At 33.0% G+C, this 16,118-nt stretch carries 17 protein-coding genes; 13 read left to right on the top strand and 4 right to left on the bottom strand.

Going from position 1 to position 16,118, the window contains the following annotated elements:
* Positions 1-273: 273 nt before the first annotated feature.
* From CLU82_RS00300 to CLU82_RS00340, 9 genes are all read left to right on the top strand, one after another.
* The gene (locus CLU82_RS00300; RefSeq protein WP_100841202.1) at positions 274-1,902 is read left to right on the top strand and encodes a hypothetical protein; all 1,629 of its coding nucleotides are present in this window, start codon (positions 274-276) and stop codon (positions 1,900-1,902) included.
* 447 nt (positions 1,903-2,349) lie between these two features.
* Positions 2,350-2,562, top strand: a complete 213-nt coding sequence (locus CLU82_RS00305; protein ID WP_100841203.1) for a hypothetical protein — start codon at positions 2,350-2,352, stop codon at positions 2,560-2,562.
* Positions 2,563-2,671: 109 nt separating this feature from the next.
* Positions 2,672-3,073: a hypothetical protein gene (locus tag CLU82_RS00310; RefSeq protein ID WP_100841204.1), complete on the top strand. Its 402-nt coding sequence runs from the start codon at positions 2,672-2,674 to the stop codon at positions 3,071-3,073.
* A 4-nt stretch (positions 3,074-3,077) separates the two neighbouring features.
* The gene (locus CLU82_RS00315; RefSeq protein WP_100841205.1) at positions 3,078-3,578 is read left to right on the top strand and encodes a cupin domain-containing protein; all 501 of its coding nucleotides are present in this window, start codon (positions 3,078-3,080) and stop codon (positions 3,576-3,578) included.
* 182 nt (positions 3,579-3,760) lie between these two features.
* Positions 3,761-5,059 (top strand): amidohydrolase family protein, encoded by a 1,299-nt coding sequence (locus CLU82_RS00320; RefSeq protein ID WP_100841206.1) that lies wholly within the window; start codon positions 3,761-3,763, stop codon positions 5,057-5,059.
* 40 nt (positions 5,060-5,099) lie between these two features.
* Positions 5,100-5,606: a DUF1572 domain-containing protein gene (locus CLU82_RS00325; RefSeq protein WP_100841207.1), complete on the top strand. Its 507-nt coding sequence runs from the start codon at positions 5,100-5,102 to the stop codon at positions 5,604-5,606.
* 178 nt (positions 5,607-5,784) lie between these two features.
* The gene (locus CLU82_RS00330; RefSeq protein ID WP_100841208.1) at positions 5,785-7,344 is read left to right on the top strand and encodes a serine hydrolase; all 1,560 of its coding nucleotides are present in this window, start codon (positions 5,785-5,787) and stop codon (positions 7,342-7,344) included.
* A gap of 180 nt (positions 7,345-7,524) precedes the next feature.
* Positions 7,525-7,875, top strand: coding sequence for a hypothetical protein (locus tag CLU82_RS00335; protein ID WP_369828965.1), 351 nt, complete (start codon positions 7,525-7,527; stop codon positions 7,873-7,875).
* 10 nt (positions 7,876-7,885) lie between these two features.
* Positions 7,886-8,956 (top strand): DNA topoisomerase IB, encoded by a 1,071-nt coding sequence (locus CLU82_RS00340; RefSeq protein ID WP_100841210.1) that lies wholly within the window; start codon positions 7,886-7,888, stop codon positions 8,954-8,956.
* Here CLU82_RS00340 and CLU82_RS00345 read toward each other — a convergent pair whose 3' ends face one another.
* Together CLU82_RS00345 and CLU82_RS00350 are read right to left on the bottom strand one after the other, a co-directional pair.
* Positions 8,957-9,340, bottom strand: a complete 384-nt coding sequence (locus CLU82_RS00345) for a DUF3037 domain-containing protein (RefSeq protein WP_100841211.1) — start codon at positions 9,338-9,340, stop codon at positions 8,957-8,959.
* Positions 9,318-10,112 carry a HipA family kinase gene (locus CLU82_RS00350; RefSeq protein WP_100841212.1) on the bottom strand — a complete coding sequence of 265 codons (795 nt, stop codon included), beginning with the start codon at positions 10,110-10,112 and terminating at the stop codon, positions 9,318-9,320. The genes CLU82_RS00345 and CLU82_RS00350 overlap by 23 nt, the downstream gene beginning before the upstream one ends.
* Positions 10,113-10,303: 191 nt before the next feature.
* On the opposite strand from CLU82_RS00350, the gene CLU82_RS00355 reads away from it, so the two are divergent.
* Positions 10,304-12,406 (top strand): beta-galactosidase, encoded by a 2,103-nt coding sequence (locus CLU82_RS00355; RefSeq protein WP_100841213.1) that lies wholly within the window; start codon positions 10,304-10,306, stop codon positions 12,404-12,406.
* 122 nt (positions 12,407-12,528) lie between these two features.
* On the opposite strand, the gene CLU82_RS00360 is transcribed toward CLU82_RS00355, so the two are convergent.
* Positions 12,529-12,993 (bottom strand): hypothetical protein, encoded by a 465-nt coding sequence (locus tag CLU82_RS00360; protein WP_100841214.1) that lies wholly within the window; start codon positions 12,991-12,993, stop codon positions 12,529-12,531.
* A 195-nt stretch (positions 12,994-13,188) separates the two neighbouring features.
* Between CLU82_RS00360 and CLU82_RS00365 the strand changes: the two genes are divergently transcribed.
* A complete protein-coding gene (locus tag CLU82_RS00365; RefSeq protein ID WP_157813283.1) occupies positions 13,189-13,506 on the top strand; it encodes a hypothetical protein in 318 nt (105 codons plus the stop codon).
* A gap of 68 nt (positions 13,507-13,574) precedes the next feature.
* Entirely contained in the window at positions 13,575-14,054 is a 480-nt protein-coding gene (locus tag CLU82_RS00370) for a hypothetical protein (RefSeq protein ID WP_100841216.1), read from the top strand.
* Positions 14,055-14,124: 70 nt separating this feature from the next.
* Here the strand turns inward: CLU82_RS00370 and CLU82_RS00375 are convergent, their stop codons facing one another.
* On the bottom strand, positions 14,125-14,973 hold the full coding sequence (locus tag CLU82_RS00375; protein WP_100841217.1) for an NAD(P)H-hydrate dehydratase: 849 nt from the start codon (positions 14,971-14,973) through the stop codon (positions 14,125-14,127).
* Positions 14,974-15,142: 169 nt separating this feature from the next.
* Here CLU82_RS00375 and CLU82_RS00380 point away from each other — a divergent pair, with 169 nt between their 5' ends.
* On the top strand, positions 15,143-16,045 hold the full coding sequence (locus CLU82_RS00380) for a DUF6252 family protein (RefSeq protein ID WP_157813284.1): 903 nt from the start codon (positions 15,143-15,145) through the stop codon (positions 16,043-16,045).
* Positions 16,046-16,118 lie beyond the last annotated feature (73 nt).

Here is a 16,118-nt window from a genome sequence, read left to right on the forward strand (position 1 = left end):
TAAATTAGGATTTCACTGGGAGCTACTCTTTTATTTAGCTTATAGTAAATAACATTTACTGTCTCATAAGGAACTGTTGCCTAAAAACCACGGTTTGCTAATAGAAAAAAGGTAATAATTTCACTTTTTATTTTATATTTGTCAAGTACACGATAATTAAGGGTTGATTTTGAAATGATTATATTTTTCCACACAAATTTCTTTGACGCTTTTTAATTTAGAAATAAGTTTAAATCACTTCATTTCGAAAAACCTAAATTTAAAAATACAATTATGAAAAAATCAACCTCTTTTATTATTTTTTTTACTTTTCTATTATATACAATATTTTTTTCTTTATACAGTTGTTCAAAAAATGAGGATGATCAACAATCCCCCATCAATAACTCAGATGTGGTTCCGGAAAAAACAAACGTACAAACTTATGAAGTCATTTACCTAAAAACCGATTTAATACTTGCAGATAAATATAGTGCTAAATTTGGGAAGGTATCTGTTGAATTGTTTAAAACATCTGACACTACTCTTGCCTTTATTGTACCTGAAGTTGAATCAGGCGAACAACTTTTGGATTTTGAATTATCAAAAATAAAATTTAATGTTACCAAAACATTAGAAGTTGATGCAGATCAGTTGGTAACATCTATATTCAAAAATTTTGACACACAAGTTTCTGCAATGAATTCAACTACCCCTGAAGAAATAGCATCTATTGAAAGCTTAAATCTATTCAAACAAGAAGTATTAGGCCTCTTTAATTCTTTAACGGCTAAAGATAAAAGGCAGAATGTATTATTTTATCAAGCTAATAAAGATCTTTTTAAATCTTTTATGGATAATCCTACTACCAAATTAAATGCATCCAACACCTTAAAACTAGCCTCTCAATCTACTTGTCCTCTAACAGACTATAAGTCATACTATACGTGTATAGCAGAAAGTGTTAGTTGGGATGCTTACCTTCTTGATATAGATTTGGGTAAAGCATCTGAAATTATGGGAATGGAGAATAGTTTTCTTTCAGCAATACAGCTATTAATTACTGGTGCTCGACCTAAAATTCAACTTTTAAGAGGTAATTTAGGTTTCTTGTTAAATAAAAAATGGATTTTAAGTGATGAAATTTTTAAGAACATTCAAACAGTCTTTACTGATGACGTGGATACAGATTTAAATTTAAATGGAAAATTTCGTACTATAAGCCCTGACTATAAGGATAATATTTTATTAAACAAGGAGCCCATATTTTTCTTTGATCGAATTAAAAGTACTCATATGACTTGGCAATTATTTCCATTTCTTGGATCATTTCCTGATTATGTAAACGATGAAGAAGCTATTGGTCTTTCCTATTGGGATGTTGAAATTTCAGATATTTCAAATCCTAACGTCAAATATATAGGTCGTGGAGGAGAAATATCCCCCTATATAAAGTTTAAATCTTTGTCTGGCAATGAAGAAGAAACATTTAGCTATAAAATAACAGTAAGAAAGCAGGGGTTTATTGAAGAAAAAACAGTAAATAATGCAAAATTGATGATTGCAACTGATTCATTAGCTATATACAAAGCAGCAGTAGTTGGTAATTGGACTATGACTTGGCATGATTCAAGTTCACAATCACAGGATCAAATTGACAAATTTACTTTTAACTCTGATGGGGATGGGATATATTATTGGATGAAAAGTGCTGGAAGTGCATCTGGTCAATCCATAGATCCTGGAAGTCCTGTTTATAGAATTACTTGGTCTGTCAGAAGGGTGTCTACTGGTGTTTGGTATCTTGATTTTATATATCCAGACAGAGGATGGTCTTCAAGTACTCAAATATTTCTAACCCCAAATGTACATTCAGGTGATCCTAGTTTTATAGGATTATATTTCTTAGGAATTAAAGATTAGCTTAACAATCTTAGCCCGATTGCTCGAAAATACACTAAAAACGCAAAGTCACTAGACTTTGCGTTTTTTTTTAAGTTATTGAAAGCAGTAAATCAGTAAAAGTCTCCCTACTCCAGCTCTATGAAGTCTTTATTACTATGGTTTATCGAAGTCTTACGACTTCGCAACACATGCTGAGCACTCAATACAAAAACCACATCCAAAAACATACTCTGATGCTCGTTTACAGACGAGTACCTTCTTAACTTAAAAACACAAATGATAGCATTTGCAATGCTGATAATTAACTATGAAATTCTGTTTTAAAATCTTTATCATTAAGCGAACCGCGTTCCAAACGCTATAATTTGAGATTAAAGATAAAATGGGTACTCCTTGCAAACGAGCCAGAGGGAAATCTCGCAAGACCTCATCCAAAGTATACAACAACTTATCCGAATACTGTAATTGGGAGGTGGAAGATCTTTTCAAGGGGGCGGAAGTATACATCAGGCAGACGGAAGCTTCCAACAGGGACACGGAAGCATACATCAGGCAGACGGAAGCTCGTATCAGGGCATTATTTTATCTTCGGAAGCCCTATTTTACTGGGCGGAGTACAAAAAACCACTAATGGCATTTGCACCGCAAATAATTATCGATAAATTTACTATTTTATAATCGCTTATTATAAGCGAAGCCTACTACAAACGCTTTAATTTGTCCTTAAAAACAAGTAAATACTCGTTGCAAACGATTATCAGATATAAAAAACAATAATTATCAACATATGAAAATCAAACTTTCCCTAATCTTTCTTTTTACGATAATCTTTTCAAATTTTAGCTTTAGCCAAGAAAAATCAGTAGTTGCAAAAACAGATATAAATGGTGTTTGGGAAGATATCAATTCGGGAGTTCAGAATGCTGTTGCTATAATTTCTGAGAAAGATGGGGAAATTGTTTTCTCACATTATTTGGAATGGAAAGGACATAAATTTGTAGAAATCGGTACAGGAAAAAGAACCGGAAACACAATCATCTATACTGTTGATGTAACCTTACCTATTGAAGGCTGGGCAACTCAAGGCACTCATACTCTTACTCTCTCTGAAGACGGTAATACACTCGAAGGAAGTTATATAGACAATAAGAAAAGAACTGGTCCTATATTCTTTAAACGTGTGAGATAAAAAAATGGAAAAAGAAAACAATACAATAGTAACCGTAAGTGTAAATCAAGGACAAAAACTAAATATTGCAGGTGGCGAATACCGAATTATTGTTTCGGGCAAACAAACCAATGGTTCTTTTGCAATGATTGAAATGATTGTACCTCCCGGAGCAGGTCCCGTTCCGCACGCACATCCAGACTTCGAAGAAACTTTTTATGTTTTAGAGGGTGAAGTTCAATTTACATCAGAAGTCAGTCATTATTTAGCCAAAAAAGATGATTTGGTCTTAATCCCAAAAGGAGGTGTTATTCACCACTTTAAAAACCTTTCAAAAGAACCTGCAAAATTATTATGCACAGTAGTTCCTGCTGGTTTAGATGATTTTTTTATTCAAGTTGCTAATTTCATGGAATCTGCCAAGGAAAATAAAAACATTTCCGAATCGGAGATTAAAGAGCAGATTGCTATAATTTCAGATAAATTTGGTCAAAAACTATTTAAACCAGATTATTTTAATAAATAAATCAAGGTGTTTTTGAAGTCACTTTTTTTGAGTTAAAATATTTACTATGCATTCTATTTTCTGATTACTATTTTAAATTCTTATATTCGTTCCTCTAAGAATACTCATGTTTTATCCCCAACATGTTTAGTTATCAGAGTATTATGCAACATTTAAAATATTTTCACATAAAACAATCTATTATGAAAAGAATACTATTTTTTCTTGCACTACTAAGTTTTTCATTTTCAACTATTGTACAGGCTCAAAGCAAAGTCAAAGCAATTAAAGCAGGACGTTTCATAGATGTAGTAAATGGCTCTGTTCTAAAAAATCAAATTATTTTGATACAAAATGATACTATCGTCGCTATTGGTACATCGATAAGTATTCCAACAGAAGCAGAAATTATTGATCTAAGCAATGCAACCGTTTTACCCGGTTTGATTGATTGTCACACACATTTGACGAATGAACCGAGCGATGATTATTATGGAGATATTTTTCGAAAAACATCAGCCGATTACGCAATTCGAGCACCTCTTTACGCAAAACACACACTCGAAGCAGGTTTTACAAGCTGTCGTGATTTGGGTTCAGGAGATTTAATTGATATTGCACTTCGTAATGCAATAAATGAAGGAACAGTTGAAGGTCCAAGAATGTTTGTAGCAACATTTGCATTGGGAGCTACAGGCGGGCATTCTGATTTATCTGGTTTTAATCCAAATATTTCTTGGAAAGGAAATCCAGATTTTACAGGTGTAGCAGATGGTGTAGATGAAATAAGAAAACGAGTTCGCAATAATATCAAATGGGGAGCTGATGTAATTAAAGTTTGTGCTACGGCAGGTGTACTAAGTGAAGAAGAGAGTGTGGGCGCACCACAATATTCTCTGGAAGAAATGAAAGCACTCGTTGATGAAGCCCATATGTGGGGAAGAAAAGTTGCTGCACACGCTCATGGCACCGAGGGTATAAAAAATGCAGTTCTTGCCGGAGTAAATTCTGTAGAACATGGAAGCATACTGGATACAGAAACTTTGCAACTAATGAAACAAAAAGGAACCTATTATGTTCCCACAATTTATGTCGCTGACTATGTAATTCAGGAATTTGCTAAAAAAGGGTACCCTGAAAAAATTCTAAATAAAGCTAGATTGATTGCACCGCAAATGTCAACTAGTTTTACAAATGCTACAAAAGCAGGAATTAAAATAGCATTTGGAACAGATGCTGGTGTTTTTCCACATGGACTAAATGCACGTCAGTTTGCTTTGATGGTAAAATATGGTCAAACTCCAATGCAAGCCATACAATCGGCAACTATAAATGCTGCAGATCTAATAGGCAAAAGTGAAAAAATTGGCTCAATTACTAAAGGCAAATATGCCGACATCATTGCAGTTGAAGGAAATCCATTAGACAACATTTCAATTCTAGAGGATGTATCTTTTGTAATGAAAGGCGGAATTGTTTATAAAAATGCAATTAAAAAGTAGCGTTTACTGAACGAACATAATACAAACAGTACTCTGGAAAATGATAACAAACAGTATAGATATTGCAAACCGGCTTCGGGAGGTTTTACTTAATGGGAAGTGGATTGCAAATACCAATTTTAAAGAGCAAATAGTAAGTATCGATTGGAAACAGGCAATTGAAAAAGTTGAGAACTTAAACACAATTGCGTTATTAACTTTTCATATAAACTATTATCTAAAAGGATTAATACATGTGTTTAAAGGAGGGAACCTAGAAATTAGAGATAAATACAGCTTTGACCTCCCTGAAATTAAATCCGAAACAGATTGGAATAATTTAGTAAACGAATTTGTAAGCAATGCTGAAATGTTTGCAAATGAGGTAGAAAAAATGAATAACAACATACTAAACCAACCTTTTGTTGATGAAAAATATGGAAGCTATTTGAGAAATATTGAAGGTGTTATTGAACATAGTTACTATCATTTAGGGCAAGTTTCATTAATCAAAAAAATTATAATGCAAAGACAATCCGATAACCCTGATATCTCTACACAATTATAACTTAGAATTATACTTAAAACTACTGTATTGTAAAGTCATTTACCCAGATTTCATGAAGAGCTTTTTTTGTACGACAAATCTGTTTACATTTACAATATAACTAACTCTTTTTTTTAAGCTTAATTAGTATTAAGCCTAACATCAACTAGCTAAAACCTTATTTAAACCATAAAAACGTATGAACAAAATCAAACCAATTTTACTGCTTAGCATAGCATTATTAAGTACTAATATTTTTGCCCAATTAGCTCCCAAACAAATAGATTCTTTGGTACAAAATGCAATGGAAAAATTCAAAGTAGCAGGTGTTGCTGTACTCGTTGTTAAAGACGGGAAAATTATTCATGAAAAAGGATATGGTGTAAAATCGGTAACAACAAAGCTCCCTGTTGATGAACATACTAATTTTCAAATAGCATCTAACAGTAAAGCATTTACAACTGCTGCTTTATCTATTTTGATTGATGAAGGAAAACTGAATTGGAAAGATAAAGTAACAACATACCTGCCTGAGTTTAAAATGTACAACGACTATGTAACGGAGAATTTTTTGGTAGAAGATTTATTATGTCACAGAAGCGGATTAGGTTTAGGAGCTGGTGACCTAATGGATTTTCCTGATGGAACAGACTTTACCATCAAGGATAAACTGACCATTTTCCAACATTTTAAACCTACATCAAATTTCAGGACTCAGTTTGATTATGATAACCAACTCTACATTATAGCAGGTGAATTGATTGCAAGAGTAAGTGGTATGACTTGGGAAAAATTTATTCAATCAAGAATTCTTGACCCTTTACAAATGATTAATTCTTATTCAACTCAAGATAACATTAAAGACCTAAGCAATGTTGCTACACCACACACAACCGAAAAAGGAACGATAAGAACCATTACTCCATTCCATGACATGATTAATGGTGCTGCAGGTGGTGTTGTATCTAATGTGGATGATATGAGTAAATGGATAATAGCCCAGCTAAACAAAGGCAAGTACGGAGCCAATTCAGACAAGCAACTATTCAGCGAAGCAAGACAAAAAGAAATGTGGACAATCCATACTGTAACGGATGCAAATCCTAATCCACGTTACAACCAACACTTTGCTGGCTATGGTTTGGGTTGGTTCTTAGAGGACATAAAAGGAAATCTCCAAGCATCACACACGGGTGGCTTACCTGGAATGTTAACAAGCGTTTGCATGATTCCAGATCTAAAACTTGGAGTTGTTATTTTAACAAATACAGATAGTGGCGGCGGCGCATTATTTAGTGCAGTACAACAAACTATTATCGACAGTTATTTAGGGCTGGATAATCATGGTTGGATCAATGAGTACGTCAAGTATATGGAATCGAATACCAGTAGTGTAGATTCATTAGTAGCAAAAACTTGGCAAACAGTAGAGGCTGCTAAAAAAACAAAAATCAATTCAGCAGATTACATAGGTATGTATGAAGATAAATGGTTTGGTAAAGTTGAAATTTTCATAAAAGAAAATCAGTTGTGGATTAAATCGCTTCGTTCACCAAAATTAAATGGTCCATTACGTTTTTATAAAGCCAACACCTTTGCCATTAAATGGGAATACCAAGATCTAAACTGCGATGCTTTTGCAATGTTCAGTTTAGATGAAGAAGGTAAAGCCCAAAGTATTAAAATGAAAGGTATTTCGCCAAATATAGATTTCAGTTTCGATTTTCAAGATTTGGATCTTCAAAGGATAACAAAATAAAGTATAATAACACAACAATAGCATAGAATTATACTCTGTGCTATTGTTATGTAAATTTGAATATGATTAAAACTTTGCACCTTTTATAAAAAATGATCTTAAACATTTATTTCAAATCGACGAAAATATCATATAATTTTACAACACTTATTTGTAATTCTATAATTATTAAAAGAAATCATGATATTAATTTTATATCTCAATATAAAACTAAAAATCATGGGAAAGCAAATGTATCATTATACTACAGTTTCGAAAGCATTGGAAGAATTAAACGAAAAAGGATTTACTATAGATTTTAATATTCAGGAATCTAAAATTATAAATAATCCAAGTGATTTCGAAATCGTTCATATATACCGTTATGAAGGAGAAACAGATCCTGGTGATGAAGCTACAGTATTTGGAATAAAATCAATTACAGGTGAAAAAGGAGTGTATGTTGCTGGCTTATCTGCTTTTACAGACAAGAGTGCAGCAATGGTTTTAAATGATTTAGCTATTAAAGGAAAAAACACCAGATTTAATTAACTCATTTGGGATGGAACGCTTACAGTCTAAACTCGAAAAAATAGGTAGAGATTCTAAAGTTACTGCAAAATCTATAGGTTTGCGTTATGCAATAAATACCAATACAGGATATTACCGTCAAAGAAAAAATGACGGTTTTATTTTTATTGATCACAATAAAAAAAGACTGCGTGATAAATTAATACTCGATAGAATTAATAAATTAGTTATACCGCCAGCATGGGAAAAGGTATGGATTTCTCCTTATGAAAATGGACATCTTCAGGCGACTGGTATTGATACTAAAGGAAGGAAACAATACAGATATCATTCGCAATGGAATAAAATAAGAAATCAGTCGAAATTTTATCAACTGCGTAGTTTTGCTAATGCCCTGCCTTTAATACGAAAACAAGTTGATAAAGATTTGAATCGTACTGGACTTCCATACGAAAAAGTAATGGCTTTGGTCATTAAATTAATAGAGTTAACCAACATTCGGATTGGAAATGACTCGTATAAAAAACTATATGGTTCCTTTGGTTTAACGACATTGCAAGACAAACATGTACGTTTTCAGAATTCAAAAATCTCTTTTAATTTTATAGGCAAAAAAGGAATTTCACATAAGATAAGTCTTGAAAGTAAAAAATTGGCTAATCTTATAAAAAAATGCAAAGACATTCCTGGTCAGGATTTATTTCAATATTATGATGACAACGGAAACCACCATGCCATAGGTTCTGCTGACGTTAATAATTATCTCAAAGAAATAAGCCAGGAAAGTTTTACCGCAAAAGATTTTCGCGCTTGGGCTGGAACAGTAAATGCGCTAACTGCTTTTCAAAAACTAGCGCCTCCCGAAAATCAAACGGATTGTAAACACAAAGTCATTGAAGTTTTAGACGAAGTAGCTTCCAAATTAGGAAATACACGTACTGTCTGCAAAAAATATTATGTGCATCCCACAGTAATTGCAACATTTGAAAAAGGATCAATTTTGAAATATAAACCTAAATCCAAAAATTCTGAATTACGACCTGAAGAAAGCACTTTGATTCAATTGTTACAAAACGAAACAATAGCAGAGGTTTATTGTTAGTTATAAAACCAACTCCTCGAATAAACGCTGAATAGTTTTATCTAAATCATCACAAAAACCACAATGAGGTCTGGAAGTTTGTATGGCCGAACTTCGAATAGCAGTTAACCAACGAAAACGTGACGGAATATCAAATTCTCCAATAGGTCCAGCAGACTTACCTCCTTCTGCAATTTTTTGAAAAGATTCTAAATTTAGTTCTAGCTGTTCCAAATCAAACTCTTCGGAGAACATCAACAATTTTGTTTCATTAACTGAGTAGAGCATTTTTATAAATTTTGCTTTTTTGCAAAAAAGAATAATGCCCACATTCAGGAATTCTTCTCGTTCTACCCTTGGTACCACGCGAATAACGGCATACTCATATAAGTTTCTCTCTTGCATTTTGGGCTTCATTTATAAAAATTTCTGAATGATTCAATCGTGTCCATAAAAACTGGAAGTAAACGTCTCTGATTTCATCGGGAGTTTGCTCACTATCTACCCAATGGAGCCAATCTTCTGGAATATAATTAGCTATTTCTCTTAATATATCTTCTGTAAGTAAGGCTTTAAATGCAATATCTGTCTCTTTTAATAAACTAGCTTGGGGTAATAAAACATGATCTTTTATCAGTGCAAAAGGACTTTTGGCATGTTTTTCCCAAGTATTCCAAGAATGATGAAAATAAAGAGATGCTCCATGATCTATTAACCATAATTCTTTGTGCCAAATAAGCATATTGGTATTTCTAAAAGTACGGTCAACATTGGTAATAAAAGCATCTAACCAAACAATCTGTGAAGATAATTCAGGTGATAATTGTGTCACGACTGGATCAAAAGTGATGGCTCCCGACAAAAAATGCAATGCTAAATTTAGTCCCTGACTACCTTGTAATAAATCCTGAATCTCCTCATCACCTTCAGTTCTGCCAAAAGCTTCATCAAGATTAGCAAATACCAATTCAGGCATTTTTAACTTCAAAACTCTGGCAATTTCACCTCCTATCAATTCGGCAATTAAAGCTTTTACTCCATGTCCAGCTCCTCTGAATTTTAAAACATATTTAAAATCATCATCGGCTTCAGCCAAAGCAGGTAGCGAACCGCCTTCCCGTAGTGGCGAAATATAGCGTGTAACATTTACAGTTCGCAATTCTAGTGGTTTTCTCATAGCACAGTTTTAGGAACTACAAACTTACAAATTATACTAGACGAATCTATGTTTAAATAGAAAGCGTTCTCACAGAATACCAATATCCTATAAAAATAGTATTCCAAACCTCTGATTGAATTGTCTGGGAAACGGCATAATATTTCTTTAAAAACTTATATTTGTAATATATACACTTATACCGATTTATTATGCATTATAAATTCACTATATTATATCAACGTTACTTTCTGGCTATACTCTTCCTTTTTAGTACGTTTACATTTGCTCAAAAATTAGAAAAATTTTTCCCTGTTAAAGATTTAACTTCTGTAGGGGTTTACTATTATCCAGAACATTGGGATCCTTCTCAATGGGAACGTGACTTTCAAAATATGGAAAAAATGGGTTTTGAGTTTACCCATTTTGGTGAATTTGCTTGGGCTCAACTAGAACCCGAAGAAGGTAAATACGATTTTAAATGGCTTGATAAATCATTGGAACTGGCAGAAAAATATCATTTAAAAGTTATTATGTGTACTTCTACCGCTACGCCTCCTGTCTGGCTTGTTCGTAAACACCCAGAAGTTCTTGCTACCAACGAAGATGGAACCAAAATGGATCATGGTACACGTCAGCATGCTACTTTTTCAAGCAACTATTACCGCAATTATTCGATGAAAATGATTGCAGAATTAGCAAAAAGATATGGCAACGACAAACGCATTATGGGTTGGCAACTTGACAATGAACCTATGCGCTTTCTAGATTATGGAAAAGACGCTCCATTGCGATTCCGTGATTGGTTAAAAGAAAAATACAAAACTATTACTGCACTAAATGAAGCATGGGGAAACAATTTCTGGAGCGGAACCTATAGCAGTTTTGACGAAATCAATATCCCATTACACGCAATATGGGGAATGAATCTTCACTCACAACTTGATCATTACCGATTCGCCGATAATGAAACTGCCTCCTTTTTGGACGATCAGGCCAAAGAAATTCGAAAATTTTCAAGTCCAAATCAATGGATTACTTCCAATTATGTTCCAAGATATGATGAGAGTTATATAGGAATGAGTAAAGAACTGGATTTTGTTAGTTACACCCGCTATATGGTATATGGTAGTGACCTTGGCATTGGTCCAAAAGGATATCGCGTTGGTGAATATTCACGTATTTCAATGTCTAATGATTTTTTCCGTCCATTAAAAGGTGCTTATGGCGTAATGGAATTGCAGCCCGGACAAGTAAACTGGGGTAGCATTAATCCTCAGCCATTGCCTGGAGCAATGCGTTTGTGGTTATGGCATGTTTTTGCTGGTGGAAGTAAATTTACCTGTACCTATCGTTTTCGTGCACCTTTGTATGGTTACGAGCAATTTCATTACGGCATTGTAGGAACTGATGGTGTTACTCCAACTACTGGTGGATTGGAATTTAGCCAGTTCATCAAAGATATTAATACACTACGTAAAAAATTCGATGCAAAAGCACAATTGCCAAAAGCCTATTTACAACGTAAAACTGGAATTTTATTCAATGCTGACAATGTGATGGGAATTGAATTAAACAAACAAACTACTCAATGGAATACGATTGGGCACTTTACAAAATATTACAAAGCCGTAAAATCGTTTGGTGCTCCTGTAGATTTTGTTCGTGATACTACTGATTTTTCAAATTATCCTGTCCTAATTGTACCTGCTTATCAAATGATTGATAAACAAATGATTGATAAATTGACTGCTTATGCTCAAAATGGAGGAAATTTGGTATTGAGTTGCCGTACAGGAATTCAAAATCGTGAAGGACATCTTTGGGAAGCTAAATTTTATCAACCCATGTGGGAATTGATTGGTTCTGAGATTGAATCTTATGATTTATTGATGCCACAATCTCCTGATAAAATTAAATTCGACAATCAGGAATTTGAATGGACAAGTTGGGGTGATTTATTGAAACCAAACAAAGGGACAGAAATCTGGGGAACTTATCAAGGTGATTTCTATGCTGGAACTCCTGCTGTTATTTCTTATAAATTAGGAAAAGGAACAGTAACCTATATTGGTGTTGACTCAAAAAAAGGAGATTTGGAAAAACAAGTATTAACTAAATTGTATAAGCAACAAAACATTCCAATCGAAAATTATCCAGAAGGTATAATGGTAGAATATCGAGATGGTTTTGGAATTGGAGTAAATTATTCTGACAAAGTGTATGAAATGAAAATCCCTGCAAATTCTGAAATTATCATTGGAACTGCATCCATGAAAACTGCAGATGTATTGGTTTGGAAATATAAAAATTAGTGTCCTTTTTTAAATCTACTAATCATTTTCAATGCATTAACGACTATAATATAAACTCCTTGTAAGTATCAATATGCCTGCAAGGAGTTTTTTAATTAGTAATCCTATTTAGAAATTAGCATTTATTTTCCATATTGACTTTTTTCTATTGGTTTAAATAAAAAATTGGATTCTTTAAATTCTAATGTCTCTTTTAAATAGAAAGGTATAGTCATATAAGTCGAAATTAATCCAGTTCCCTCTTTTAAATTTTGATTGCTTTCTAATAAAACAAAAGGAACTCTTTTTATATCACCACCATAAGACCTATAACAAAAGTCACCTCTTAATGTATCTCCATGACGATTCCCACGAACAGCTCCTGAATCTTTTCCCAAAAGACCATATCGAATTTCATATTCTCCATAAAAAGTAGTTTTGGTAAATACCAGTGATAGAAAAGCGGTATCATCACCTTTTGAAGCCTTATAAAATTTTCTAATTGAACCGTTTTCTTTCTTGTTACAAGCATACAGCATAAAAACTACTACTACTACTACCGCCAAAAACAACCTTCTTACCAAATATTTATTTGTTCTAATTTCCATCAAATACTATTAACACAGCAAATATAAAACATCAACAAACAAGTCAAGCCATTTTTTAAAATTTTAGATAAAACTTCCTTTTAAATCCAAACCTTGAGATATTTATTTGAAGAAATGATAAAAACCCAAGCTGTAATAGTCAAAACTCTGTTAAATCCCTTGGCTATCTATGCTTTTCAATATATATTTACAAGTATGAAGATAGCGCATAAAATAGTAATTTATTCCCTTTGCTTACTACTAACTCTTTCTTGGGTTACTGCTTCTGTTTCAAATATTATAAAAGCATCTACCGAAAAAAACATTGCTGATAAAAAAGAAGCACTGCCTGAAGGCAAATCGGAAGTCGATGAGAAAAAATTTGAAATTGTATATGATTTTCTACCTTCATTTAGTATCCTCTTTCAAGATGTAACTGCGCCTTCACTACACTTTAGTAAAGTGGTCACTATATCACAATCTGTTTTTTTGGATCTAACAAATCCGCCTCCTGAATTTCATTTATTTGCTTAAAACCAACTTCCAAAACCAATTAGATTTTGGAAATTTTTATACACTTAAATTTAAATTCAAACATATATATGAAAACTATATTCACATTTGTACTAGCTTTATTTACTTCTGTTATTTTTGCTGATTCTCATATTATTATAAAACAAAATGGAGAAAAACTAGAAGTAAATTATGTTACCACCAAAAACAATACTGTTTTTTATTTGCTTCCTGGATTCAGTACAGTAAATGAAATAAGCCTTTTTGCAATTGATAAAGTAATTGATAAAAAAACAAACAGCGTACTTATTGATAATCACAAAATAGATGTTTCTGGAAAATCAGGATATAAAAACGTTCTATTACTAGAAAATAATCAAACAAGCGGTTTACATCAAGGAGTCGACTTAAAAACCACAATACACAAACCAAAAGGGCAAACAAAATCAGATTGGATTACAGAAGCTACAACCAGAATAAAAAAACAAGCTGCTGAACAAAGCTTTCCGTTTGTAGTAATTACAAACCAAACGGATACCAAACTAGAAGCTGTGGCATATACCTATTAGATAGTATTTTAAAAATGAAAGAGACAAGAATTATCTTGTCTCTTTCTTATAATCATTACATTTATAGAAATTATTTTTCCAAACTTAAATATGCCTTACCAATATGAGCAATACTATCGGAAGCAATAAAAGACTGATGTCCAGTTTCGGGTAAAGCAATATCAGCAGTTAAACCGTGTAAATAAACACCTAATATCGCAGCATCGCAAGGTTTATAAGATTGTGCCAAAAGACTGGTAATCATTCCCGTCAAAACATCACCACTTCCTGCTGTAGCCAGAGCAGCATTTCCTGTAGTATTTAGATAAATGGTTTCACCGTCAATGATATAAGTTGGTGCACCTTTCATGACAATAATTACTTGATTTAGTAACGAAAAAACAATAGCCTTTTGAAACTTATCTTCTTTTGAATTCCATTTTCCAATCAATCTTTCCAGTTCTTTAGGATGCGGAGTTAAAATAGTTCTCGGAGAAACCAATGCAATCCATGAAGGATTTTGTGCCAAAATATTCAACGCATCAGCATCAATAACCAGTGGAATACTTGTATTCGACAAAAAATCGTGAAATGCTTTTTGAGTTGGCATTTTTTGTCCAATTCCAGTACCAATTCCTATAGCATTAGGCTCCAAATCAAAATGAATATCCGAAAGGTACTTTTCATGATCATCTGTCATTACCATTACTTCAGGATTGGCGATTTGAACAATTTCATAACCACATTGTGGAACAAAAGCAGTAACTAGTCCGCAACCCGTTTTGAGAGCAGCTTTACTCGACAGGCATATCGCACCTATCTTTCCATAACTGCCGCCAATAATCAATGCGTGTCCCTGCAGTCCTTTGTGGGTATTACTGACAATAGGCTTATATCGTTTTAAAATTTCACTTCTATCAATAGTTACAGGACTATCCATGATTCAGTATTTTCTATTAAAGATACAAAATTATGAAACTCAAATTTGAAAGCGTTTCAGATCTTTAATCATGTAAATCACCCTTTTTTTCTTTAATTTATTTGTACTATTTTATCTAATAATAAATTGTCAACGAAAAAAATAATTAATATATTCGCGAAAAATTTACATGAAAAATCTTAAAATTTCCTTTTTATTGACAATGTCTTTGTCATTGTTTTTACTAATTTCTTGCACTAGCGACAATGAACCAATTAATGAAGCAATTGATCCTATAACCGATCCTACAACAACCATTGAACTACCAATTGTAATTACTAAAACTTCATTTACAGATCCACTTACAGCAAACCCAAAATTAGGTGGTACAATAACATCTGATGGTGGATCTCCTATCACAGCAAGTGGTATCGTTTGGAATACAACGGCCAACCCAACAATTGCAAATTCCAAAACTAATGATAACACTAACGTTGGATCCTTCGTTTCTACAATGACGGGGTTAAGTCCAAAAACCACTTATTATGTAAGAGCATATGCTACAAACAGCAAAGGAACGTCCTACGGAAGCCAAAAAACAATAACAACAGCAGATACAAATACAGATAATACACCCGCATTAATGACTGCAAACATCGATAATGTACAATATGATATTATGAGACCTTATTTATATGCTGTAATTGGAGATGATGTTAAAGTTGAAAATAATGGCGCTGAACCAGGTGCTCCAAGATATTTATGGATACAAGGAGATACAACTGACAATCTTGACACTTTAATAGAAATAAACTTGCATATTCCTAATAAACAATGGGCTCCTGGGACTTATAATTTATATGAAAGACAAGATCTATCAACTGTTGCTGAATCACAGGGAGATTTACTTTTAAATACTGATGACAGTGCTACAATTACTTCGGGTACAATAACCGTTACGGAATTTAATCTAACTACTAAAAGAATCAAAGGTACTTTTTCATTCACATATTCTAAATTTGGAAAAGATGGTGAATTTAAAGTTACCAATGGAACATTTAACTACGCACTGGATAGTCCCTATTTCGATTAAATATATCTTTTAAAATAAATAAAATCCGTCTATTATGGCGGATTTTTTTATGATTCATAGCGTAAGACTTAAA

Origin of the sequence: Flavobacterium sp. 5 (genome assembly GCF_002813295.1) — a bacterium.
Taxonomy (GTDB): domain Bacteria; phylum Bacteroidota; class Bacteroidia; order Flavobacteriales; family Flavobacteriaceae; genus Flavobacterium.